Here is a 23,544-nt window from a genome sequence, read left to right as displayed (position 1 = left end):
CATAGGTCAAGTAAAAATATAAAGCAAGCCTAACTAAGCTAATCTTGCTGAATATACTGATAACAGCAAAGCTGGATTTAACATGGTTTTAACTTCGTTACATTGGGGCTAGTCTTCGTCAATTTAATGCTAGCACTCGTAAAGTAAACTGAGCACTTGTTAATTTGGCGGAACTGAAAGCCAAATTAATTCAACCATTGAATGTTCTAGTGCATTGTCGCATTGTCGCATTGTCGCTAGATGCTATGGGCACTAACTGAATTAAGCCTTAATATAAGCTTCTAAAGTCAATATTTACTTAGGTTGTTAAGCCCGCACCTTTTAAAAGTATTTTGATACACATAGAGACGAGGAACAGACAGCTTACGCTTGTACACCAAATCAGCACTAACCAGCCGAGTCGATAGGCGAGGGATTTCGTTTGGGTCGTCATGTTGATCTCCTGCATATGTAAAGTCATCTAAAGTGAATCAGCGACCTAAGCCAAATTAGCTTAGGTCGCGTTTTGGGAACTCTCATCTAAGTCATGGCTAGTGATAACCTGCATCCTTGGTTACTTTGCCGCGGAACACGTAGTAGCTCCAAAAGGTATAAACCAAAATCAGCGGGATGATCATCAGGGCGCCGACGAGCATAAAGCTTAGGCTGCTGTCGGGGGCTGCTGCCTGCCAAAGGCTGATGTTGGGTGGAATAATGTGCGGCCAGATACTGATCCCTAAGCCACTAAATCCTAAGAAAATCAGCCCTAGAGTGAGTAGGAATGGCTGATAGTTATCATCACGATTTAGGGATTTTATCAAGGCCCAACCGCAGGCTAATACCAGTATTGGCACTGGGGCGAAGTAGAATAAATTCGGCAAGCTAAACCAGCGCAGGGCAATATTGGGTTGCACGAAGGGGGTCCATAAACTGACTAAACCTATGGTCATCAACAGGCATAAGGTCAGTGCTTTGCCGAGTTGTTGCATGGTCGTTTTAAGCTCGCCTTGGCATTTTTTCACCAGCCAAGTCGCGCCGAGCTGAGCATAGGCCAGCATAAGACCAAAACCGCAGAAAAGTGAGAAGGGCGTTAACCAATCGAAACTACTGCCGCTAAATTGTTGGTTACTCACCGAAATGCCAGAGATAAACGCCCCCAGTACTACGCCCTGTGAAAAGGTGGCCGTGATAGAACCGAACATAAACGCTTTATCCCAGAATGGTTTAGCTTCTGCGCCCGACTTAAATCTAAACTCAAATGCCACGCCGCGAAAAATCAATGCCAGCAGCATGATGAGCAGCGGTATGGTTAGCGCTTCGAGCACTATGGCATAGGCGAGGGGAAAGGCACCGAGCAGGCTGGCGCCGCCGAGCACTAACCAAGTTTCGTTTCCATCCCAAACGGGGGCGACGGTATTGACCATAATATCCCTGTCGTCCTCGTCGTGAATGAAGGGAAACAGTATGCCGATGCCGAGATCGAAGCCATCCATCACGATATACATTAAGGTGGCAAAAATGATGATCCCGAACCAAATCAAGGGTAGATCGAATTCCATGGTGAGCCCTTAAATATGTTTAAGATTGAATAAGTAAAACTAGATTCATTTACTTTAAAATTAATGGCTTGTTGCCGCGCTATCTGGCCCTTTGCGGATGAGTCGCATCATATAGCGATAACCCACGCCAAAGATGCCACAGTAACTGACGATGAAAATCCCTAGGCTGATACTCAAGTGGGTAACGCTGTGGGAAGACACGGCATCCTGAGTGCGCATCAACCCTTGGATCACCCAAGGTTGACGGCCAAGTTCGGTAGTGAACCAGCCTGCCAGTGTGGCGAGCAATCCGGCGGGGCCGAGCACCAATACAAATCGCAGAAAGTGTTTGTTGCTGTAGAGGCTGCCTTTGCGCCTGAGATAAGCGCTCCACAGTCCAGCAAAAATCATCAATAAGCCTAAGCCGACCATGAGCCTAAAACTCCAAAACACTAACAGCACATTGGGTCTGTCCTCGGCGGGATACTCAGTTAAAGCTGGCACTTGTTTGCTTAAATCATGCTTTAAGATCAGGCTCGCGAGCCCTGGGATTTCGAGACTGAAGTGGTTTTTCTCTGCGTCCATATCCGGAATCGCAAACAAAATAAGCGGTGTGGGTTTATCGCCCTCATTACGCCAATGGCCTTCCATCGCCGCGACTTTTACAGGTTGATATTCAAGGGTATTTAAGCCGTGAAAATCGCCAATCACAGCTTGCAGCGGCGCGACAATTAACGCCATCCACATCGCCATAGACAACATCTTGCGGATCGCGGGCGTGTCGTTACCTTTGAGTAAATGCCAAGCCGCCGATGCGCCCACAAAGAAAGCCGATGAAATAAAGGCCGCCACTGTCATATGGGCTAAACGATAGGGGAATGAAGAGTTAAACACTATCTGAAACCAATCCACTGGAATAACGCGATTGTTCACGATTTCAAAACCTTGGGGCGTCTGCATCCAGCTGTTTGAAGCTAAGATCCAGAAGGTCGAGATAATAGTGCCCGTGGCGACCATACAAGTGGCGAAGAAATGCAGGTTTTTGCCTACCTTCTGCTGACCAAATAGCATGACCCCCAGAAAACCCGCTTCGAGGAAGAATGCGGTGAGGACTTCATAGGTGAGTAGCGGCCCAGTTATGCTGCCCGCGAAGGCGGAAAAAGCACTCCAATGGGTACCAAATTGATAGGCCATCACTATGCCTGAGACCACGCCCATGCCAAAGTTTATGGCAAAAATCTTCGACCAAAATTGATAGAGTTGTTGGTAAACTTCATTCGCTGTTTTTAGCCATAAACCTTCTAATACTGCTAGATAGGTGGCGAGGCCGATAGTGATGGCAGGGAAAATAATGTGAAAAGAGATGGTAAAAGCAAATTGGATCCTAGCGAGTACTGTGGCATCAAAATCAAACATAATTTCCTCGAGCGATAGGCATTTCTCGTTACAAAGGCATTGTTCTAGTCGCGTGCACTGAGCCCTATACTGGCTCGACGGTGAAAGCTTGTGTGCTATTAGACCATGGGATATGCTGGCTATAACAGACACAGAATATCTTGACTTGGCTATAACAGATGACGAAGTACGAGCAGTTAGCGCAGGAATTAAAGACCCGAATAGCCCAAGGTGTCTGGCAGGCGGGGGACAAGTTGCCGTCGCTGCGCCAAACTGTGGCCGATTCGGGCTTGAGTCTGATGACAGTGCTCAATGCCTATCAGTTATTGGAAAGCCAAGGCGTGATCTCGGCGCAGGCTAAGTCTGGCTATTTAGTGGCGCCAAAGCCGGAATTAATCGCGCGGCAGGGAGAAGCCTTTCGTTATCCCGAGCGGCAAAAGCCGATTTATCTTTCCGATAGTGTGGATATTAATGAGTTTGTATTCAATGTGCTGCAGGCTTCAAAGCAGGCGGACATAGTGCCCTTTGGCTCAGGATTTCCCGATCCTAGTTTATTCCCGCAACAAGCACTGGCGCGATCTTTAGTTAAGGTGACTCGGCACATGTCACCTTCTTTTGCCGCCGATAATTTACCGCCAGGAAATGCGGGACTGCGTAAGGCGATCTCCCAACGTTATGCCAAATTAGGCATGAGCATTTCGCCCGACGAAATCATCATTACCTCGGGTGCCATGGAGGCGCTCAACTTGAGTTTAGCGACGCTGACTCAAGCGGGGGATTGGGTTGTCATTGAATCACCGACCTTTTATGGTGCGATGCAAGCGATTGAGCGGCTTAAGCTTAAGGCCATTGCGGTCGCGACCGATCCACAACAGGGGATTGATCTCGAGGCGCTGGCAGAAGTATTAAAAACCTATCCAGTGAAAGCCTGCTGGTTGATGAGCCAACATCAAAATCCCTTAGGTTGCAGCTTATCGGATGCTAAAAAACAGGCGCTTTATCAGTTACTAAACGAGCATAAGGTCAGTCTGATTGAGGATGATGTTTATCAAGAACTCTATGTCGACTCGAGCGCGCCAAGGCCAGTAAAAGCCTTCGATACAGAAGGACGGGTGTTGCACTGCGGCTCATTTTCTAAGTCTTTGATTGCTGGTTATCGTGTCGGCTGGGTGGCGGCGGGATGCCATGCACCGCAGTTACAACGTTTACAAGTCATGTCGACATTATCGACCAGTGCGCCGATGCAGCTCGCCATCGCCGATTTTATTCAGTCGGCGCAATATGAACGGCATTTGAAACAGTTACGTAAAAAGTTAGCCAGCCGTAAATTGGCCATGTATCAATTATTGTGCGCGCATCTGCCCGAATCTGTGGGGGTCAACTTCGCGCAGGGCGGCTATTTTCTCTGGTTAGCGTTGCCATCACACATGGACGCTACACAAATTTATTATCAGGCGATTGAGCGTGGGCTCAGTATTGCACCCGGAAATCTCTTTAGTAATCAGGTCGAATTCCGCCATTTTATGCGTTTGAATGCCTCATACGAGTGCTCACCAGAGATAGTCTCTGCGGTCGTGGTGCTGGCCGAACTTATCCGTAACTATTCGCGCCGAAGTTAAAGGCTGTGGTCAAAAAGTTTTAGACTTCTAGATGTCTATCTGTTAGCTTGTTGAGCATGCACAAATCTTGTGCAATTCTCAATGTCGATTGAATACTGGGCTGCTACGGATAAGGAAGGGAAAATGAAATTAGAGTCACTGGCATTACACCATGGTTATGAGTCAGAAGCGACCACGAAGGCGGCCGCAGTACCTATCTATCAAACGACCTCTTATACCTTCGATGATACCCAGCATGGTGCTGATTTATTTGACTTAAAAGTCGCTGGTAATATTTATACTCGGATAATGAATCCTACTACTAGCGTGCTAGAGCAACGTCTGGCTGCCATTGAAGGCGGCATAGGTGCGCTGGCCGTGGCATCGGGTATGGCGGCGATTACCTATGCGATTCAAGCCTTGACTCAAGTTGGCGATAACATCGTCAGTACCAGTCAGCTCTATGGCGGCACCTATAATCTGTTTGCCCATACGCTGCCGCGCCAAGGCGTTGAAGTGCGCATGGCGGCCTTCGATGATTTTGAAGGCCTCGATGAGCTGATCGATTATAAAACCAAGGCCTTGTTCTGTGAATCGATTGGTAATCCCGCGGGCAATATTGTCGATTTACAACGTTTAGCCGAGATTGCCCATAAGCATGGCGTGCCTTTAATTGTCGATAATACGGTCGCGACTCCAGTGTTATGTCGCCCCTTTGAGCATGGCGCCGATATCGTTATTCATTCTTTAACTAAATACATTGGTGGCCATGGCACGACGATCGGTGGCGTGATTATCGATTCTGGCAAGTTCGATTGGGTGGCGAATAAGGAAAGATTTGCCTTACTTAATCAAGCTGATCCTTCCTACCACGGCGTGGTTTACACAGAAGCCTTTGGTCCTGCTGCATTTATTGGTCGTTGCCGTGTGGTACCGCTGCGTAATACCGGCGCCGCACTGTCTCCGCACAGTGCATTTTTACTGTTGCAAGGCCTTGAAACCTTAAGCCTTCGAATGGAGCGCCATTGCTCGAATGCCTTGGCATTAGCGGAATATCTGGTGCTGCATCCGGCGGTCAGTTGGGTGAACTACGGCGCCTTGCCAAGCAGCCCTTATCAGGATAATTGCCACAAGATCACTGGCGGAAAAGCTTCTGGGATCATCAGCTTTGGGATTAAAGCGGCCACGCCTGAAGAGGGGAAAATTGCCGGCGGACGTTTTATCGATGCACTGCAGATGATCCTGCGTTTAGTGAACATTGGGGATGCTAAATCCTTGGCCTGCCACCCTGCGAGCACTACGCACAGACAGCTCGATGCCGATGAACTGGCAAGGGCGGGCGTGTCTGAGGATCTTATCCGTATCTCGGTTGGGATTGAGCATATCGACGACATCATTAACGATGTGGCGCAGGCGCTCGATAAGGCACTGGCGAGCAAATAGCTCGTATCGAATAGTCCATATTAAATAGCCGATACCTCATCGCTTTATTAAATCGTTAACAGTAAAAAGCCGCCATCGATTCAATTCGATAGCGGCTTTTTTAGTGCTTTAAAAACGATGTTAATCTTGCTGCAGTCGATTTCTCGCCTTCTGGTAGAAGTAAGAAACGGTCAGCAAAATAACCCCGATCAGCATAAAGGCAATCACCTTTTGCACTAGCTCGAAGGACGCCATATCCAGTAATAGCACCTTGAGCGTCGATAAGGTAAATAGCCCAGCAGCGAGGCGGATCATATCGGCATTTTGTGGTTTTAAGCTGATAAACATCAACACACTGCCATGGATAACCAATAAAATCGCGCTGAGTGGGGCGGCAATAATGTTATCGAAGCTATAACTCCACATGAAGTAACTTAAGGCGAGTAACAGATGCCAACCCCACTTAAGTCCTTGTAAAGGTAAGATGCGTCTATGCAAGCGTATTGCTGCACCGTGCTGCAAGATAAGCCTTGCTATGAGTGCCAGTGATAAAAACTCGATTAACACAAACGAGGCATTATCACGATTAAGCCCGAGTGTTAGCTCAAAATGGAACATGATGGGCAACAGGGCTAAGCCTAACGTTAGGCCATAGGCGAGATGATAGCTTTCCTTTATTGCGGCTTGGATTTCGGCGGCGAGGGGGAATTTTGCGCTATATGAGGTTTGGCCTACAGATGCCTGACTTACACCTCTTAGGCTTAAACCTCTTTGGATTAGCAATGCAAAATAACCACTTAAGGCTAATGCTGTCATGGCTATTCCTACTAGCTCAGAATGATTAAAACCATAAACGATCACGGCCAATACCAGTGCAAAGTAATAAGGGCTCAATTGCCATTGTAGTTGCAGCAAGGGGCGCCATGTCTCTGGTAACTGGCGGTAGCGGAGCAGGGTGAAGCTCATAAACAGGGCGCCAACGGCTAGCGCCGCGAGTCCTTGCCAAGCGTGAATAAGGCATAGCGAGGCTGTCATCAGAACCGCTAGCCAAGTGAGGATTTTGGCTTCTATGTTCAAACTCTTATGTTTAACAAAGTAGGCTAAACCTAGGCTCATAAAGGTGCTCAGCCAGAGTGCAATAGCGGTATATTCCCAATGGTTGCGGATGACTTTGGGCAGCAGAATAAGCGGCAGCAGCAAATAGCAGAAGGTTTGCATCGTATAAGCGGCTTTGGCAAATAAGGCATCTTTATAGTGGCGACGATACCAATAATGGGCCAAGAGTAGGGCGATAAATAACTCAAACCGTGCCAGTTTTGCTATAAGCGGCTGGGCACTAAAGCTAAAACTGCCTGTGAGCGTTATGCCTTCAACAACCTTAAACAGCAGCGGCAATAGTAAGAGCCAAGCAGCAAACTCGCTGATAACGAGTCTGTCCTTTGCGCTCAAATACAGCAGTAATAGGCTGACCAGTGGCAAGATAGCGAGGTAGTAATCGCTGCTCAAAAGGTAAGCCGCGAGGATAATTGTCGCCACATAAAAACCGCTTAATAGCTCTTTTAACACTTTGTTTAGCTGACTTTCTAGGGTCGAAAGTAACGTATGATGGAGTATTAATAGCCGAATCACTAAGACTAAGGCGGCGCAACTTAAAGCCAGTGCCAACAGTGGAAAGCCAAAAGCTGACAAGGGAGAAATTGGCGCCCCATCGATAAAGCTTGATTCTAAAAGGCTCATGCCCGTCAGTACACTAGACGCATTGAGCCCTAATCCCATCAGCAGCAATACATAGGCTTCGGCGCGAACGGAAATTAGTTCTTCTTTGGTGCCAATCCACAAGAGTAATAAGGCTTCGAGCAGTAATACTAATCCAAGGAAATCGTGGCTGAGTAAATACAGTGCGGCAAATCCCGCAAAACTCCCAGCAAAGACTAACAATAAGCCGTTGCGGGCTTTTTCTAGGTTGCCTGTGCGCTTCCAATAGAGGGCTGCGCAAATCAGTGCGTTGGCCGCAAAGATTTCCCCTGCGAACTCAGTAAATTGCGTTAACTCTAATAACACAAAGGCGAGCAATGCTATCGGTAGGGCGAGTATGCGATGGCTCAGTGCATTATGTTTTTCATCATGATGGGTAAACGGCTTGGTAAATAGTAGGCTGGTGATGCCGTAGAGATAAAAGGTTGCATTAATACTGATAAGCGCCAGCAGACTGATGCCGCCAAAATCCCTGAGTGGCAATTCAATGAAATGGCTAAAAGTTTCGATGCAGCCTATGTGCAACAGGGCGGTGATTTCCAGTAGCAGCGGCCACTTAAGTTTGCGACTCTGGGCAAGGGCGCCTGCACCAATAAGCAGTAAATAAGGCAGATACAATAGCGGCGCATAGCTTTGGGATAACAGCATCATAGGCGCGGTCGAGCCACCGACTAAGGCGATCACGGCGATCACTTTGGCATCTAAGCGCATCGACAGGCCATAACCCGCCAAAGTGATCAATAACAGTAAGATAAAACTCGCGCTATTGGGAATTAACTCAAAATACGGCCCAATAAAGTACGCGCAGAGGTAATTAAGTATGAGTCCGAGTCCGACAATACCTGAGCCAAAATCCGCCATACCCGCGCGTTTTTGGCGAATAAAAATCCCGCCCACTATGATAGCGTTCGCGCTGGCAAACCCGAGTAGCGCTTTGCCAAGTTCAGAAAACCAATGGTTGATTGAATATTGCAGTAAATAACCAAAGCCTAAGGTCAGGGTGATGATCCCTGCGACAGTCATTAAAAAGACAGGTCCTAATCCCTTAGCCTGATAATGATGATAGAAAGATTTGACTTGCTCGTTGACTGCCGCAAAGGGTGCCATGACGGCCGCGAGTCCTTGGGATAACAACTCATCAAATTGACTCGCCGCTTGCACACTTGCCTGCAATTTGACTTCATCACTCAGCTGTTGATTTTGTGCTTGAATAAGGTGTTCGGTTTTAGCGACTTGTTCCGTCGAGGTATTTTTCGTTTTTCTTTGCCAAGGGTCTTCTTGCCAAGATTCTGTTGGTATAGGGCCTTGCTGCCATGGGTTGGGTTCTGCTGGGGCTGGCTCTACGGGAGTGGACTCAAGGGTTGATATTTGTGCCGCATAGGTTAATGTAGGCGCGTTATCGGCGGCGGTGAGCACAGATGCAATCGATGAAGCACTCGCTGCCATATTCAGAGTGGTTTCAGCGGCGTCTTCAGCCGCAATTTGCTGACTTAAGGTCTCGAGCTTAGTGGAGAATTCTGCTAATTGACGACCGAGCGAAGATTGCTGCGATAAATGCAGCGATTGTAACTGTGCCAGCTCAGCTTTTAGTTGGGCAACGTCATCCTTTAACGGCATATCTCATTCCTAAGTGTTTAAGTGCTTAACTCATAAACCTTTGTCGGCAAGAAGTGTACTTGTATGTGTATTTTTCGGCTAGTTGTTGTTGATTTTTAGGAAATCTCCGACTGCTACTTTTCCAACATGTCATTGCTCAGCATAAAAAGATCCCTGTATAAAAAAGAGCCAAACATTGCTGGCTCTCATTTAACGTGTCAATTTCGATGAGGTTATTTTTTCTGTGCCTGCAGGATCACAAATTTACCGTTGGAGGCGACTGTGGTGCAGTTCTTAAATAAGCGCTGTAATTTTACATGGTAAGCCAGATGACGGTTGCCGACGATATGTAAGATCCCCCCCTCTTTTAAGCGGCGGCGGGCATCTAAAAACATCTGCCAGGCGATATGATCGGTAATGGCTTCACCTTGATGGAACGGCGGATTACACAGTACCAGATCCGGTTGGACTTCTTCTGGCAGATGCGTCATGCAATCGTCCCAATAAAAGTGGCCTTTGTCTGCAGGCAATTGATTACGTGCCCAGTTTGCCTTGGCTGATGCGACCGCCATTTCGGAATCATCGATAAAGTGGATATCAGCTTCAGGGAATAACTGGGCGGTGCGTAACCCCAGCACGCCATTGCCACAGCCGAGATCGACAATCGACTTAAAATCCCCTTTGGGCAGATTCTCTAGCATGATGCGTGCGCCAATATCGAGTTTGTTGGCGGCAAAGACATTACTTAAATTGCTGATCTCAAGTTGATATTCGGGTATGGCCCAAGTTACTTCTTTGGCTAATGGTCTTGGTTTACCATCACTGACACAGGTGATCACTCGCGTGTTTTTCCACGCTAAACTGGCGCTTGCGAGGCCTAAATGCTTAGCAAAGATGTCGAGTAAGGCACCATTAATCGATTTGGATTTGGCGGCCACTAATACACGAGTGCCTGCGGGTAACACTTGCGACAAGCGTCTTAGCTGGTGGGCAAAGTAGCTTAAGTTCTTAGGCAACTTCATCAATACTAAGGCTAAGTTTTCTGGCAAGGTATCGCGGCTGGTAAACCATTGCAGATTATCCATAGGCAACTGATTGCGGCCATGGTTTTGTTCTGTGCCTAAAAAGCTGGTTCTGGCATCGGTTTCAACACGCAGTGGCCAACATGGATTCAATTTAGATAAACCGCAGCTTAAAGCGCCGAAACTGTCGTTGATAATGGCGGTTGGCACGGCGGCTTGCTCTGACTCAATAAGGCTTTTGAGTAAGTGTTCATCGGCGGCATCCCAAGCTTGAAGATTAGATTCCTGCTGAGCCGGATACCGTAAGAGTTCGAGTTCAACACCCGCTACTGAAAATTGTGTTGTCATGTGCCACACTGCGCCAATAAATTTAAGGCGCAGATTATCGCAGATTTCATGGCGCAGTGCGACGGCTCGCATGGAGGACGTCAATGCAGCAAGGTAAGTTAGGGTTTGATACAGAGGGTGAGGCTCAAATTAAACCGCCCATCACCTTAGTGCGGGGTTATCTTAATGCTGAGCAGCAAGCGGCGCTAATGAAAGAAGCGCTGACCTATCCCTTAAGCCGCCCAGAAATCCAAGTCTTTGGTCAGTTTCACGCGATTCCTCGCCAGCAAGTGTGGTTTGGCGATTTGGGCTGCGACTATTTATATTCTGGACTGTTTATCCGCGCCTTACCTTGGCCTAAATATGCTCACAAGTTGAGGGATAAGTTAGTGCGGGATTATGGTTTGGAGAGCAATGGGGTATTAGTGAATCGCTACGCCGATGGTAAAGATTGTATGGGCGCCCACAGTGATGATGAACCTGAAATTGCTCAGGGGAGTCATATTGCTTCTATTACCTTAGGCGCCACGCGGGATTTTGTGCTTAAGCATAAGCACAGTCAAACCAAGTACAGTATAAGTTTGCACAGTGGCGATCTACTGATCATGCACTGGCCTATGCAAAGTGACTGGTTACACAGCTTACCTAAACGTTTGAAAGTAAAAGAGCCGCGTTGGAACTATACCTTTAGACAACTCATCGTTAATTTCCATGGTTAATTGCCTCCCGCTAACTACCTATGGTGAAGCACTGCGAAATATGGCTGGATATAAAGTGGTAGGGCATCAACAAATTGAAAGCGTGAATTTGATCTTTTCAATTTGAAGCAGTACTCTGCGGCAACTGGATTTTCCCATTCTGAGACTCGAATATGTCCAATACTCATGTGCAGGGCACTGTGGCTAACACTATTTCGCAGAAATTAACCGAATGCTTCTCGCCGACCCATTTAGAAGTGATTAACGAAAGTAATCGTCACCATGTACCACCGAATTCAGAAACCCACTTTAAAGTTGTGCTGGTGAGCGAGCAGTTTGATGGTTTACGCCTCTTAGCCCGTCATCGATTGGTTAACACTCACTTAGCCCATGAGCTAGCTAATGGCGTACATGCCTTGTCAATTCACACTTTCACTCAAAGTGAGTGGGATGCTAATGCGCAAGTGCCTAATACGCCAAATTGTCGCGGTTAATCACAAGTTGTCGCAGTTAATCAATAGGCTAATTAATCCGCTCTACAAAGTTAATTAGCTAAGAACCTAAGGCCACTCCTCATCGAGTGGCTTTTTGTTTTAGGTCAAACTAAGGCCATTTTCTGGTTTCCTTGCCCGAGTTTCTGGTTTCCCTATAGGCGTTTCTGTGTTAACAATATGTTCTATTTTAAGGGTTTGGGTGATGCGACTGCGGAGCTCTGTCCTGAGAGCATGTTCACGTCTGTTAGAACCATGGGCTCGTTTGATATCAGGGAGAGTATTAAAAATGCGTAAGTTTGGGAGTGTACTCGTCTTAATGCTGCTGATGGGGCTGAGCGGTTGTAATCCCGCAGCCAGTGACGCGCAAAACGTAGCCGTTTCCCATGCAGCAACGGATGATCCCCAAGCTATCCCCGCAATTGAATGGCGCCTTGCAACCTCTTGGCCCAAAAACTTCCCCGGTTTAGGTATGGCACCTGAGCGTTTTGCGCATTTAGTCGATGACATGTCTAACGGTCGGTTAAAAATTCAGGTTTATGGCGCGGGAGAATTGATGCCAGCGTTTGCCATCTTTGATGGCGTGAGTCAGGGAAAAATTCAAATGGCCCATGCCGCTTCTTATTACTGGAAAGGTAAGGCGCCCGCTGCGCAGTTTTTTTCATCGATTCCCTTTGGTATGACAGCGCAAGAAATGAACGGCTGGCTTCACTACGGCGGTGGCATGGCATTGTGGGAAGAAGTGTATCGCCCCTTTGGCATCATTCCCCTCGCGGGTGGCAATACTGGGATGCAAATGGGCGGCTGGTTTAATAAACCCATCAATACCATTGCTGACTTTAAGGGATTGAAGATCCGCATGCCGGGCTTGGGCGGCGAAGTCTTAAAGCGTGTTGGCGCTATACCTGTGAATATGGCGGGGCGTGAACTCTATGGTGCCCTGCAAACGGGCTCGATTGATGCGGCAGAGTGGGTGGGGCCATTGAACGACCTTGCTTTTGGTCTACATAAAGTGGCGAAGTACTACTATTACCCAGGTTGGCATGAGCCGGGTTCCAATATGGAATTTTTGATTAATAAAGCTGCCTTCGAGAGTTTACCTCAAGATTTACAAGCCATAGTCAGAGTCGCGGTGAGAGCGATTAACCAAGATATGCTCGATGAATACACGACCCGCAATGTGACGGCCCTTGAAACCTTAGTGAATGATGAAGGGGTAGTGCTTAAAGCATTTCCACCGAAAGTGTTGTTGGAACTTGAGAAAATCTCTAAGCAAGTGATTGAAGAACAAGCCAATCAAGATCCTTTGATGCGCAAAGTGTACGCCGCCTATCACGCCTACGAGCAAGGTGTACGCCAGTATCATAAAATATCTGAGGATGCTTACAGCCAGCAGCGTCAACACTAAATGCGGGGTGTTTTTAGCACTGACTGTCACATTAATCGCTGATTTATATGAGATGATTTCATCTTAAATTATCTTGTTATCGGCGTAATTCATTTGGTGTTATGCTTGCAAGCCATAAATAGACAGTTACAGTGGCGTTGATGTCGCCCTGAGAATTTGGAGATCCCTATGCCATTACTTGATAGTTTTACCGTCGATCATACTCGAATGAATGCCCCAGCGGTTCGTGTTGCTAAGCATATGAGCACGCCAAAGGGCGATGCGATTACGGTATTCGATCTACGTTTTTGCGCACCGAATAAAGATATTCTCAGTGAGCGTGGTATTCACACTCTGGAGCATTTATTCGCTGGCTTTATGCGTGACCATTTAAATGGTAGCAATGTTGAGATCATCGATATTTCGCCAATGGGATGTCGTACCGGCTTTTATATGAGTTTGATTGGAGAGCCGACTGAACGCCAAGTGGCCGATGCGTGGTTAGCTGCGATGGAAGATGTGCTGAAAGTGGTTGAGCAGTCTGAAATCCCTGAGCTGAACGAATACCAATGCGGTACGTATGAGATGCATTCGTTAGAGCAGGCACAAGATATCGCCCGTAATATTATTGCGGCTGGCGTGAGTGTGAATCGCAATGATGATTTGAAATTAAGCGACGAAATTCTAGGTAATCTGTAACGGTTTGCACTCTTACTTGTATAAGAGTGCTTAGCCAGTAAATTCAGTTTCCTGAAGTTAATGAGAGAAAGCGACGAGAGTCGCTTTTTTTTTCAAACAAATTCAGCTATTTTACAAGTTAATAACAAAAACACCGTACGCTAACAAAATTTTTGGGAGCTTGGTATGCCTAGTCGTTACTTCACTGTATCACTTTGTGCAATTTCTGTATCTCTTGCCTGTTCTAGCACAACGTTCGCCGATGATCTTCACAGTCAAATGCTTGAATTGAACAAGCTCAATGACACATTTCATTCAACGTCTAATCGTTTAGCGTTAGGTCAATTGACGGCTTTGACGGTTTTGCCTGCGGATCTGAGTGGAAATCCCGCGAGCATCAGCATGCGCAGTGCGACTCAAGGTATTGCGGTATTACAAGATAGAGTGTATTTCTCACCTGCGCCTTATTCTGCACCGCAATTACAACTCTTACCTAATCTGCTGCAACAACAGAGTGTTACTGCCGCCCCGATGGCAAATATGGCTGTCGGTGGGCAAGGTGCGTTTGGGGTGGTGAGTTATCAAACCTTACCTGTTGCTGAGCAGACCGAGAATAGTAAGGCGACTCTCGAGGGCAATACCGATTCAGACTACAGTGTCGATATGAATTGGGGAGTGAAGCAAAAAGAGTATGGCATGATACTCGCGGTTAATTATGCAGATAATAGCGGCGCAGATCACTTGCTCAATGGTCAAGACACAGACCACCAAACGACAGACATCTTATTTAAAATTAACGCCGCGAGTTTACTCGGCGCCAGAAGTCCACAGGTGACTGAGTTTACTTACCAGTTTCTCGATGATGATAGTTATCGCTCTCAGCTTGGGTTAACACAGGCCGATTGGCAACAAGATCCTATGAGTTTGTATTCGGCCACTGCGGCGGATAAACATCAGGGGCGACATCATAAGTACCAACTGTCTCACCAAGTTACGCTCAATGGTGGGCATAAGGTCACCACAGACTTTTACTACCAGTCTTATTCGCAGCAATTAAACCAACTCAATCAATTTGATGGGCAAATGCTCGATGCCCAGAGTCTTGCTGCGTTGGCCGCATTTGAACGTCAGCCGACAGTCGATGGCGTCGAACTGGCTTCTTTACAGCAAGACAATGATTTCAGCTCCTTTGGGGCACAAACTGAATCGGTGAATCAGTATGGTGCCCATCAAATTATCTATAGCGCCCGTTATCATACGGATAAAGCCGAGATGCACCTTGGCGATCAGCAGAGTCTATGGCAGCAGGACTTGAGTGTAGTGAGTGAAGCTCCCAATGCGCTGTTGGCTTATACCGATGATGCGACGGCATTCACTTCGGCCATCGACTCCTTGTTTAATTGGGACGGATTGCAGCTAAAGCTCGCGCTTGCCTATGAAAAAGTGGATGTTAATCGCAAGGTCAATTTAGCTTATGCCGGACTCGAAGCGGCAGATTTTTCCGACAGCGATTGGATGCCACAACTTGGCGTTTTATATCATGCTGGAGATTGGCGCTTTAGTACGGATATTCGACGCTCATGGACCGCCGCGAGTGCGGGTAATATTGAGCAAGAGGCGCAAGTGTCACTGCAATATCAAGTCAGCGCCCAATATGCCAGCGAGCGTTTTAGTGCAGACATCAAAACCTATGTCCAAGATTTTGATAATCTGCATGTCAATTGCGATGCGTATACCCAATGTGCCGACAGTCGATTGTGGGTTCAAGGCAATGTCGTGGATGTGCTGACCAAAGGGGTTGAGCTGAATCTTGGCTATCAGTGGGAACTGGGCAGCGTGCAGTTACCTTTAGCCTTGAATTATCAGTATTCAAATGCCGAGTATCAAACAAATAGCTGCAATGAAATCCAAGGCTGCGTCGTGGCTGGCGATAGGGTGGCTTGGTTACCTGAGCAGCAATTGCATTTTAGTGCTGGAATGAAATATGCCGAATATGAATTGAATGCAAATGTCTTTTATCAATCCGAGCGGGAAATGGGCCAATTTGGTGCTGAATTACAACCTATCGCAGTACAATGGCGGGTAGATTTAGCGGCGAATTATCATTTTGATCGCCACCATGAGATTTATTTTAGGGTAGAAAATCTCTTAGATGAGTCATTAGTTACGACAGCATCAAATAGCGGAATTCGATCGGAAAATGGACGTATTAGCTATTTAGGTTATCAATGGCGCTTTTAAATTGAGTTTTATTTTGTTTGAATTTAAATCAATTGAAACAAATAAGATCGATTTCGGCTGCGTTTAGTGGACGTTTCGACTTTTTGCTAAATTAAATCTTTAATTATTAATGCTATAGTACCCAGTGGCCGTAATATTCTCTCTTTCTGATCAGTCACTAGGTCGGAAGGTGAACGCCGTAGCGCATGATTTTTTTCAATCCGTATTTTAGGTTTGAAATCACCTATAATTTTCGTGGCGATGCCAAGTCAATTGGGGTAAAATGCGCGCGACCAGCGTGATTGCGATCGCATTTCTGTGATAAATCTGCGCTAGCTCAATGCAGTAGGTTTTGTTTAAAACCTAAGTATTTAGCAGGAACGCGGCGCATTGTCTTTCCTTCAAACGTAGTGCTTGTGGATATGATTACAATTAAGAAAGGATTGGAACTGCCTATAGCAGGCGGACCAGAGCAAGTTATCCATAATGGCCCAGCCATTAAACATGTAGCTACTTTGGGTGAAGAGTATATTGGCTTACGTCCAACGATGAAGATCAAAGTGGGCGATAAAGTACAAAAAGGCCAAGTTCTTTTTGAAGATAAGAAGAATTTAGGCGTTAAATATACGGCTTTAGCCAGTGGTACTATATTAGACATTAACCGGGGCGCCCAGCGTGTTCTGCAGTCTGTTGTCATTGAAGTGGAAGGAAACGACAGCGTTGCCTTTGCTAAATATGATGCCACTGCACTCGATACGCTCGACTCGCAGTTAGTCCGTGACAATCTGATTGAATCAGGTTTATGGACTGCTTTGCGTACTCGTCCTTTTAGCAAAGTTCCTGCTGTAGACTCTTCTGCTGCTGGTATTTTTGTAACCGCAATAGATACTCAACCTCTTGCCGCTGATCCCGTTGTGGTGATCCGTGAGCATAAAGAAGATTTTGCTAATGGTCTTAAGGTCTTAGCAAGACTTACTGACGGTAAAGTTTACCTTTGTAAAGCGCCTGGCGCTGATATTCCTGCCGCAAACGCCCAAGTTGAAGAATTTGCCGGTGTGCACCCTGCAGGATTAGTCGGTACTCACATTCACTTCTTATTGTCTGCCTCTGCAAAACGTACCGTTTGGCATATTGGTTACCAAGATGTAATAGCAATTGGTCAGCTATTTACGACGGGTGAACTCAATACCGAACGTGTTATTGCGATCGCAGGCCCTAAAGCGGCTAAGCCAAGACTCGTACGCACTGTTGTGGGCGCGAGCATGACTGAATTAACCGCAGGTGAAGCCTTAGATGGCAATGTTCGTCTGATTTCAGGCTCTGTTCTGAATGGTCGTACAGCCGTTGGCCCACAAGGGTATTTAGGTCGTTACCATGTTCAAGTAAGTCTGTTAGAAGAAGGTACAGAGAAAGAATTTTTAGGCTGGGTATTACCAGGCTCAGACAAATATTCTATCACTCGTGCATTCTTAGGACATCTTGCTCCTTCTCGTCTGTTCAGCATGACGACCAGTACAGGTGGTTCAGACCGCGCTATGGTGCCAATTGGTAACTATGAGCGTGTAATGCCATTGGACATTCTTCCTACTATGTTGTTGCGTGACTTGATTTCAGGTGACTTTGACGGTGCAGCTACTTTAGGCGCGTTAGAGTTAGATGAAGAAGATCTCGCACTGTGTACGTTCGTATGTCCAGGCAAGTATGACTACGGTTCATATCTGCGTGACTGTCTAGATACGATCGAGAGGGAAGGCTAATGAGCTTGAAAGATTTTTTCGAACGTATTGAACCCGACTTTGAAAAAGGCGGTAAATACGAAAAGTTTTATGCCCTATTCGAAGCGGCATACACAATTTTTTATACCCCAGGTAAAGTGAACAAGGGCAAAACCCACGTTCGCGATAACCTCGACCTAAAACGTATGATGATTACGGTTTGGGCTTGTGCTTTCCCAGCGATGTTCGTGGGTATGTACAACGTAGGTTTACAAGCTCAATTAGCTTTAGTGGCTGGTTTTGCTACCCCTGACGTATGGCAAGTGAGCTTGTTCAGCATGTTCGGTACCGAACTGACGGCAAACTCTGGCTGGCCTGCGCTAATGTGGTATGGCGCCTGTTTCTTCCTACCTATCTACGCGGTGACCTTCGCCGTCGGTGGTATCTGGGAAGTGCTGTTTGCCTCTATCCGCGGTCATGAAGTCAACGAAGGTTTCTTCGTTACCTCTATCCTGTTCGCTTTAACGCTGCCAGCAACTATCCCATTATGGATGGTGGCGCTGGGTATCACCTTCGGTGTGGTCGTGGCGAAAGAAGTGTTCGGTGGTACAGGGCGTAACTTCTTAAACCCAGCACTAGCGGGTCGTGCCTTCTTGTTCTTCGCTTATCCGTTGAATATGTCAGGTGATACCTCATGGGTTGTGGCTGACGGTTACTCAGGTGCAACTGCACTGAGCCAAGCGGCGTCTGGCACTTTAGATTACGCAATTAACCAAAACTGGTGGGATGCATTCTTCGGTTTCATTCCAGGTTCAGTGGGTGAAGTGTCTACATTAGCGATTCTGTTAGGTGGTTTGGTCATCATCTACACGCGTATCGCTTCATGGCGCATCGTTGGCGGTGTAATGGTGGGCATGATTGCCATTTCTACGCTGCTTAACGTTGTCGGTAGCGACACTAATCTAATGTTTGCAATGCCTTGGTACTGGCACTTAGTGTTAGGTGGTTTTGCGTTTGGCATGATGTTTATGGCGACAGACCCAGTGTCAGCGTCATTCACTAACCAAGCTAAATGGGCATACGGTATCTTGATCGGTGCAATGGCTGTGTTTATCCGCGTGATTAACCCTGCATTCCCTGAAGGCATGATGTTGGCAATTTTGTTTGCTAACTTGTTCGCGCCATTGTTCGACCACTTCGTGGTTCAGGCAAATATCAAGCGGAGGATTGCCCGTGGCTAGTAATAAAGATTCGTTCGGCAGAACCTTATTTATCGTCGTTGGCCTGTGTCTAATTTGTGCGATATTTGTGTCTACTGCAGCAGTGTTACTGAGACCGACTCAAGCAGAAAATAAACTGCTTGATAAGCAAAAGTACATTCTGGAAGCCGCTGGTCTTATCGATACTAAAGCGGGCAAAGTGACCAAAGCGCAAATTCTGGATACATACGGCAAACACATCGAAGCTAAACTGGTCGATTTGAAAACGGGTGCTTGGGTTGAGGGTGTTGATGCTGACACTTATGATCAACGTAAAGCTTCTCGTGATGTGAAAACCTCATTTGTACCTGAGAATGACATCGCTTCAGTGAAACGTGTTGCTGATAAGGCTGTGGTTTATCTTGTTCGTGACGGCCAAGGTAAATTAACCAGTGTCATTCTGCCAATCCATGGTTATGGCCTATGGTCTACTATGTATGCCTTCCTTGCTATGGATGCTGACCTAAACACAGTGCAAAGCTTAGTCTACTACGAGCACGGCGAAACGCCGGGCTTAGGTGGTGAAGTGCAAAATGCTCAGTGGAAAGCGAAATGGCATGGCAAAAAGTTATTTGATGAGCAAGGTAAACTCGCTATCAGCGTAACGAAAAACCCAACTGTTGCGAGCACTGAGTACGGTGTAGATGCATTATCTGGCGCAACCTTAACGAGTAACGGTGTACAACATTCACTGACATTCTGGTTGGGTAAAGAAGGTTTTGCGAGTTTCATTGAAAAAGCACGCAATGGAGGTCTCAACTAATGTCTGACGCTAAAGAACTGAAACAGGTTCTGACCGGACCTATAGTCAACAACAACCCGATTGCTTTACAAGTACTTGGTGTATGTAGTGCATTAGCGGTAACGAGCAAGCTCGAAACTGCACTGGTAATGGCGTTGGCGTTAACTGCGGTAACTGCGTTTTCGAACCTGTTTATCTCAATGATCCGTAATCATATTCCAAGCAGTGTGCGTATTATCGTACAGATGACCATTATTGCCTCTTTGGTAATCGTGGTTGACCAATTGCTGCAGGCTTATGCTTATCAGATCTCTAAGCAGCTGTCGGTATTCGTCGGTCTGATTATTACGAACTGTATCGTAATGGGTCGTGCCGAAGCCTACGCGATGAAAACACCGCCAATGATGAGCTTTATGGATGGTATCGGTAACGGTTTAGGTTACGGTGCGATTCTGTTAGCTGTTGGCTTCGTACGTGAACTGTTTGGTAACGGTTCTCTGTTCGGTGTTGAAATCCTGCACAAGATCTCTGATGGCGGCTGGTACCAACCAAACGGTCTGCTACTACTGCCTCCGAGTGCGTTCTTCCTGATCGGTGTTTTGATTTGGATTATTCGTACCTATAAGCCAGAGCAAGTTGAAGCAAAAGGGTAAGTGCGATGGAACATTATATTAGCCTGTTAATTCGCTCTGTTTTCATTGAAAACATGGCACTGGCCTTCTTCCTAGGTATGTGTACTTTCTTGGCTGTGTCTAAGAAAGTCACTACAGCCATGGGCCTAGGGATTGCGGTAGTTGTAGTGTTAACTATCTCTGTCCCTGCAAACCAAGTTATCTATCAAGGGCTGCTAGCTCCTGGTGCACTTGCTTGGGCTGGCGCACCTGAAGCTGACTTAAGCTTCTTGAAATTCATTACCTTTATCGGTGTGATTGCGGCTTTGGTTCAAATTCTGGAAATGGCACTGGACAAGTACTTTCCACCTTTGTACAACGCATTAGGTATTTTCTTACCTTTGATCACAGTGAACTGCGCGATTTTCGGTGCGGTATCATTCATGGTTGAGCGTGACTACAAGCTAGGCGAGAGTGTGGTGTTTGGTTTCGGCTCAGGAGTGGGTTGGGCATTAGCTATCGTATTGATGGCCGGTATCCGTGAGAAGCTGAAGTATGCCGACGTGCCTAACGGCCTACGTGGTTTAGGGATTACCTTTATCACCGCTGGTTTGATGGCCTTAGGTTTCATGTCGTTTTCAGGTGTGTCTCTGTAAGAGACACATAACGGCTTCTTGAATTGGACCTTCTAAGGATAAGTTAATGGATATTCTTGGTATTTTTAAATCTACTCCGCTCGAGGTTTACCTCGGTGTGAGTATGTTTACTGCTATCGTCCTCATCTTGGTATTAGTGATTTTATTCGCTAAGTCTAAGTTAGTGGCTAGTGGTGACATCACGATCGGCATTAATGACGATCCTGAAAAAGCGATTACAACCGGTGCGGGCGGTAAGTTGTTAGGCGTTTTGGCTAACAGCGGTATCTTCGTATCGAGTGCGTGTGGTGGCGGTGGCTCATGTGGCCAATGTCGCGTGGTGATTAAGTCTGGCGGCGGCGATATTCTGCCAACGGAACTTGACCACATCAGCAAAGGTGATGCCCGTAAAGGTTGTCGTCTTTCTTGTCAGGTTAACGTTAAGAACGATATGGAAATCGAGCTTGACGAAGAAATCTTCGGTATCAAGAAATGGGAATGTGAAGTTATCTCTAACGATAACAAAGCCACTTTCATTAAAGAACTGAAGCTGCAAATTCCTGATGGCGAGTCTGTACCATTCCGTGCTGGCGGTTATATTCAAATCGAAGCACCTGCTCATCATATTAAATATGCAGATTTTGATGTACCTGCACAATACCGTGGCGACTGGGAACACTTCGGTTTCTTCAATCTTGAATCTAAGGTTGATGAAGAAACTATCCGTGCATACTCAATGGCTAACTACCCAGAAGAGTTCGGTATTATTATGCTGAACGTGCGTATTGCTACGCCTCCACCACGTAACTTGACTCTGCCTTGCGGTAAGATGTCATCTTACATTTGGAGCTTAAAAGCTGGCGATAAAGTGACAATTTCTGGCCCATTCGGTGAATTCTTCGCGAAAGATACCGATGCAGAAATGGTGTTTATCGGCGGTGGTGCGGGTATGGCGCCAATGCGTTCACATATCTTCGACCAACTGAAGCGTCTTCAGTCTAAACGTAAGATGAGCTTCTGGTACGGTGCACGTTCTAAGCGTGAAATGTTCTACGTAGAAGATTTCGACGGCCTAGCGGCTGAGAATGATAACTTCGTATGGCATGTGGCACTTTCAGATCCTCAACCAGAGGACAACTGGGATGGTTACACAGGTTTTATTCATAACGTATTGTATGAAAACTATCTGAAAAACCATGATGCTCCAGAAGATTGTGAGTTCTACATGTGTGGACCTCCAATGATGAACGCCGCCGTCATTGGTATGTTGAAAAATCTTGGTGTCGAAGACGAAAACATCCTGTTGGATGACTTCGGCGGCTAATGTTCATTAGTCCTAGATAGAAAAGTTGCAGATGTTGAGGTTAACCTTTCATCTGCAACTTTTGCATTTAAGGGCCCAAATAAGAGTAGTAGGTCACTATGTTTCAGACCTTAAAGATCAATACCTCAGCGTTAAAGTATTCATTTAACTGGCTAGTCCTCGTGGGACTGGCCTTTTTTGTTTCAGCCTGTTCTAAGCAAAACGAAGTCATTTCGTTGGCCGGCAGCACTATGGGCACGACTTATCACATTAAAGTCGTTCCGAATGAGCAGATGCCGACGGCGCAGTTACTTCAAGCGGAGATTGATTTAGCCCTTGAGCTAGTCAATGACCAGATGTCGACGTATCGGCCTAATTCAGAATTATCCCGTTTCAACCAATTGCCATTGGAGCAAAGTGTTGAAGTCTCACCGGATACCATAAAAGTGGTGCAAGAGGGAATACGTTTATATCAAGTGACGGATAAGGCACTTGATATTACCTTAGGTCCTTTAGTTAATCTGTGGGGTTTTGGACCTGATAAGCGTCCAACGAAAGTTCCGACACAGGCTGATATTGATGCGGCTAAAGCCAAAACAGGGATTAGTGAACTTTCCATTGAAGGCAACCGTCTAAGTAAGCACAACACCCATTTATATGTAGATTTATCATCAATCGCGAAGGGATTTGGGGTTGATAAGATCGCTTCCATTCTTGATAAATACCACGCGACAGGGTATTTAGTTGAAATCGGTGGCGAACTGAGTATCAAAGGTGCCAAAGGTGATGGAAGCTCTTGGCGTGTTGCTATAGAGCAACCGACCAATGATGGCTCTGAAGCCGTACAGCAGGTTATTGCACCTGGTACTATGGCGATGGCGACCTCTGGTGACTATCGTAATTATTATGAAGAAGACGGCCAACGTTTTACGCATATAATCGATCCGCGTACTGGTTTGCCGATAAATCATAAGTTAGCATCCGTGACTGTATTGCATCAAAATTGTATGACGGCCGACGGTTTTGCGACGGCCATGATGGTTTTGGGCACAGAAGCATCATTGGAGCTTGCCAAGAAGGAACACTTGGCGATAATGCTAATCGAAAAGCAAGGCGACGGATTTAAGGTCTATTACAGCGACGCCTTCAAGCCTTTCCTTATTTAGTTTTTGG

General features: G+C 46.5%; 19 protein-coding genes. 14 read left to right on the top strand and 5 right to left on the bottom strand.

The annotated features are described in order from the left end of the window. Positions 1-298: 298 nt before the first annotated feature. From L5L98_RS13710 to L5L98_RS13700, 3 genes are all read right to left on the bottom strand, one after another. The gene (locus tag L5L98_RS13710) at positions 299-433 is read right to left on the bottom strand and encodes a DUF2474 domain-containing protein (protein ID WP_105250029.1); all 135 of its coding nucleotides are present in this window, start codon (positions 431-433) and stop codon (positions 299-301) included. A 97-nt stretch (positions 434-530) separates the two neighbouring features. Continuing rightward, positions 531-1,538, bottom strand: coding sequence for a cytochrome d ubiquinol oxidase subunit II (gene cydB, locus L5L98_RS13705; protein WP_263141695.1), 1,008 nt, complete (start codon positions 1,536-1,538; stop codon positions 531-533). A gap of 60 nt (positions 1,539-1,598) precedes the next feature. Further along, positions 1,599-2,933 (bottom strand): cytochrome ubiquinol oxidase subunit I, encoded by a 1,335-nt coding sequence (locus L5L98_RS13700; RefSeq protein ID WP_263141694.1) that lies wholly within the window; start codon positions 2,931-2,933, stop codon positions 1,599-1,601. 158 nt (positions 2,934-3,091) lie between these two features. Between L5L98_RS13700 and L5L98_RS13695 the strand changes: the two genes are divergently transcribed. After that, positions 3,092-4,531, top strand: a complete 1,440-nt coding sequence (locus L5L98_RS13695; protein ID WP_263141691.1) for a PLP-dependent aminotransferase family protein — start codon at positions 3,092-3,094, stop codon at positions 4,529-4,531. Positions 4,532-4,654: 123 nt separating this feature from the next. Continuing rightward, positions 4,655-5,953, top strand: a complete 1,299-nt coding sequence (locus tag L5L98_RS13690; RefSeq protein ID WP_263141688.1) for an O-acetylhomoserine aminocarboxypropyltransferase/cysteine synthase family protein — start codon at positions 4,655-4,657, stop codon at positions 5,951-5,953. A gap of 120 nt (positions 5,954-6,073) precedes the next feature. Here the strand turns inward: L5L98_RS13690 and L5L98_RS13685 are convergent, their stop codons facing one another. Further along, positions 6,074-9,304 (bottom strand): DUF2339 domain-containing protein, encoded by a 3,231-nt coding sequence (locus L5L98_RS13685; protein WP_263141686.1) that lies wholly within the window; start codon positions 9,302-9,304, stop codon positions 6,074-6,076. A gap of 212 nt (positions 9,305-9,516) precedes the next feature. Further along, positions 9,517-10,653 (bottom strand): methyltransferase, encoded by a 1,137-nt coding sequence (locus tag L5L98_RS13680; protein WP_263141786.1) that lies wholly within the window; start codon positions 10,651-10,653, stop codon positions 9,517-9,519. 83 nt (positions 10,654-10,736) lie between these two features. Between L5L98_RS13680 and L5L98_RS13675 the strand changes: the two genes are divergently transcribed. The 12 genes from L5L98_RS13675 (at position 10,737) to L5L98_RS13620 (ending at position 23,537) form a co-directional block, all read left to right on the top strand. Next, the gene (locus L5L98_RS13675) at positions 10,737-11,351 is read left to right on the top strand and encodes an alpha-ketoglutarate-dependent dioxygenase AlkB family protein (RefSeq protein WP_263141684.1); all 615 of its coding nucleotides are present in this window, start codon (positions 10,737-10,739) and stop codon (positions 11,349-11,351) included. 152 nt (positions 11,352-11,503) lie between these two features. Further along, complete coding sequence (locus L5L98_RS13670) at positions 11,504-11,824, top strand: BolA family protein (protein WP_263141681.1); 321 nt, start codon at positions 11,504-11,506, stop codon at positions 11,822-11,824. Between the two features lie 286 nt (positions 11,825-12,110). Beyond that, positions 12,111-13,229, top strand: a complete 1,119-nt coding sequence (locus L5L98_RS13665; protein WP_263141679.1) for a TRAP transporter substrate-binding protein — start codon at positions 12,111-12,113, stop codon at positions 13,227-13,229. Between the two features lie 168 nt (positions 13,230-13,397). Beyond that, positions 13,398-13,907 carry an S-ribosylhomocysteine lyase gene (gene luxS / locus L5L98_RS13660; protein WP_006080460.1) on the top strand — a complete coding sequence of 170 codons (510 nt, stop codon included), beginning with the start codon at positions 13,398-13,400 and terminating at the stop codon, positions 13,905-13,907. A gap of 165 nt (positions 13,908-14,072) precedes the next feature. After that, positions 14,073-16,127 carry a TonB-dependent receptor domain-containing protein gene (locus tag L5L98_RS13655; protein WP_263141675.1) on the top strand — a complete coding sequence of 685 codons (2,055 nt, stop codon included), beginning with the start codon at positions 14,073-14,075 and terminating at the stop codon, positions 16,125-16,127. Between the two features lie 401 nt (positions 16,128-16,528). After that, positions 16,529-17,863 carry a Na(+)-translocating NADH-quinone reductase subunit A gene (locus L5L98_RS13650; RefSeq protein WP_028761568.1) on the top strand — a complete coding sequence of 445 codons (1,335 nt, stop codon included), beginning with the start codon at positions 16,529-16,531 and terminating at the stop codon, positions 17,861-17,863. Beyond that, on the top strand, positions 17,863-19,062 hold the full coding sequence (locus L5L98_RS13645; protein WP_263141673.1) for an NADH:ubiquinone reductase (Na(+)-transporting) subunit B: 1,200 nt from the start codon (positions 17,863-17,865) through the stop codon (positions 19,060-19,062). The genes L5L98_RS13650 and L5L98_RS13645 overlap by 1 nt, the downstream gene beginning before the upstream one ends. Continuing rightward, positions 19,055-19,843 (top strand): Na(+)-translocating NADH-quinone reductase subunit C, encoded by a 789-nt coding sequence (locus L5L98_RS13640; protein WP_028761566.1) that lies wholly within the window; start codon positions 19,055-19,057, stop codon positions 19,841-19,843. The genes L5L98_RS13645 and L5L98_RS13640 overlap by 8 nt, the downstream gene beginning before the upstream one ends. Further along, positions 19,843-20,475, top strand: coding sequence for an NADH:ubiquinone reductase (Na(+)-transporting) subunit D (locus L5L98_RS13635; RefSeq protein WP_006080467.1), 633 nt, complete (start codon positions 19,843-19,845; stop codon positions 20,473-20,475). The genes L5L98_RS13640 and L5L98_RS13635 overlap by 1 nt, the downstream gene beginning before the upstream one ends. Before the next feature lie 5 nt (positions 20,476-20,480). Then, a complete protein-coding gene (gene nqrE, locus L5L98_RS13630) occupies positions 20,481-21,089 on the top strand; it encodes an NADH:ubiquinone reductase (Na(+)-transporting) subunit E (RefSeq protein ID WP_006080469.1) in 609 nt (202 codons plus the stop codon). A 46-nt stretch (positions 21,090-21,135) separates the two neighbouring features. After that, entirely contained in the window at positions 21,136-22,392 is a 1,257-nt protein-coding gene (gene nqrF / locus L5L98_RS13625) for an NADH:ubiquinone reductase (Na(+)-transporting) subunit F (protein ID WP_028761565.1), read from the top strand. 98 nt (positions 22,393-22,490) lie between these two features. Beyond that, complete coding sequence (locus L5L98_RS13620; RefSeq protein ID WP_105250020.1) at positions 22,491-23,537, top strand: FAD:protein FMN transferase; 1,047 nt, start codon at positions 22,491-22,493, stop codon at positions 23,535-23,537. Positions 23,538-23,544: the final 7 nt, after the last annotated feature.

This window comes from Shewanella sp. SM23, assembly GCF_025654295.1.
Classification (GTDB): Bacteria; Pseudomonadota; Gammaproteobacteria; order Enterobacterales; family Shewanellaceae; genus Shewanella; species Shewanella oncorhynchi.
Note: the sequence above shows the minus strand (reverse complement) of the source record. Positions and strands in the feature narration are given on the sequence as shown.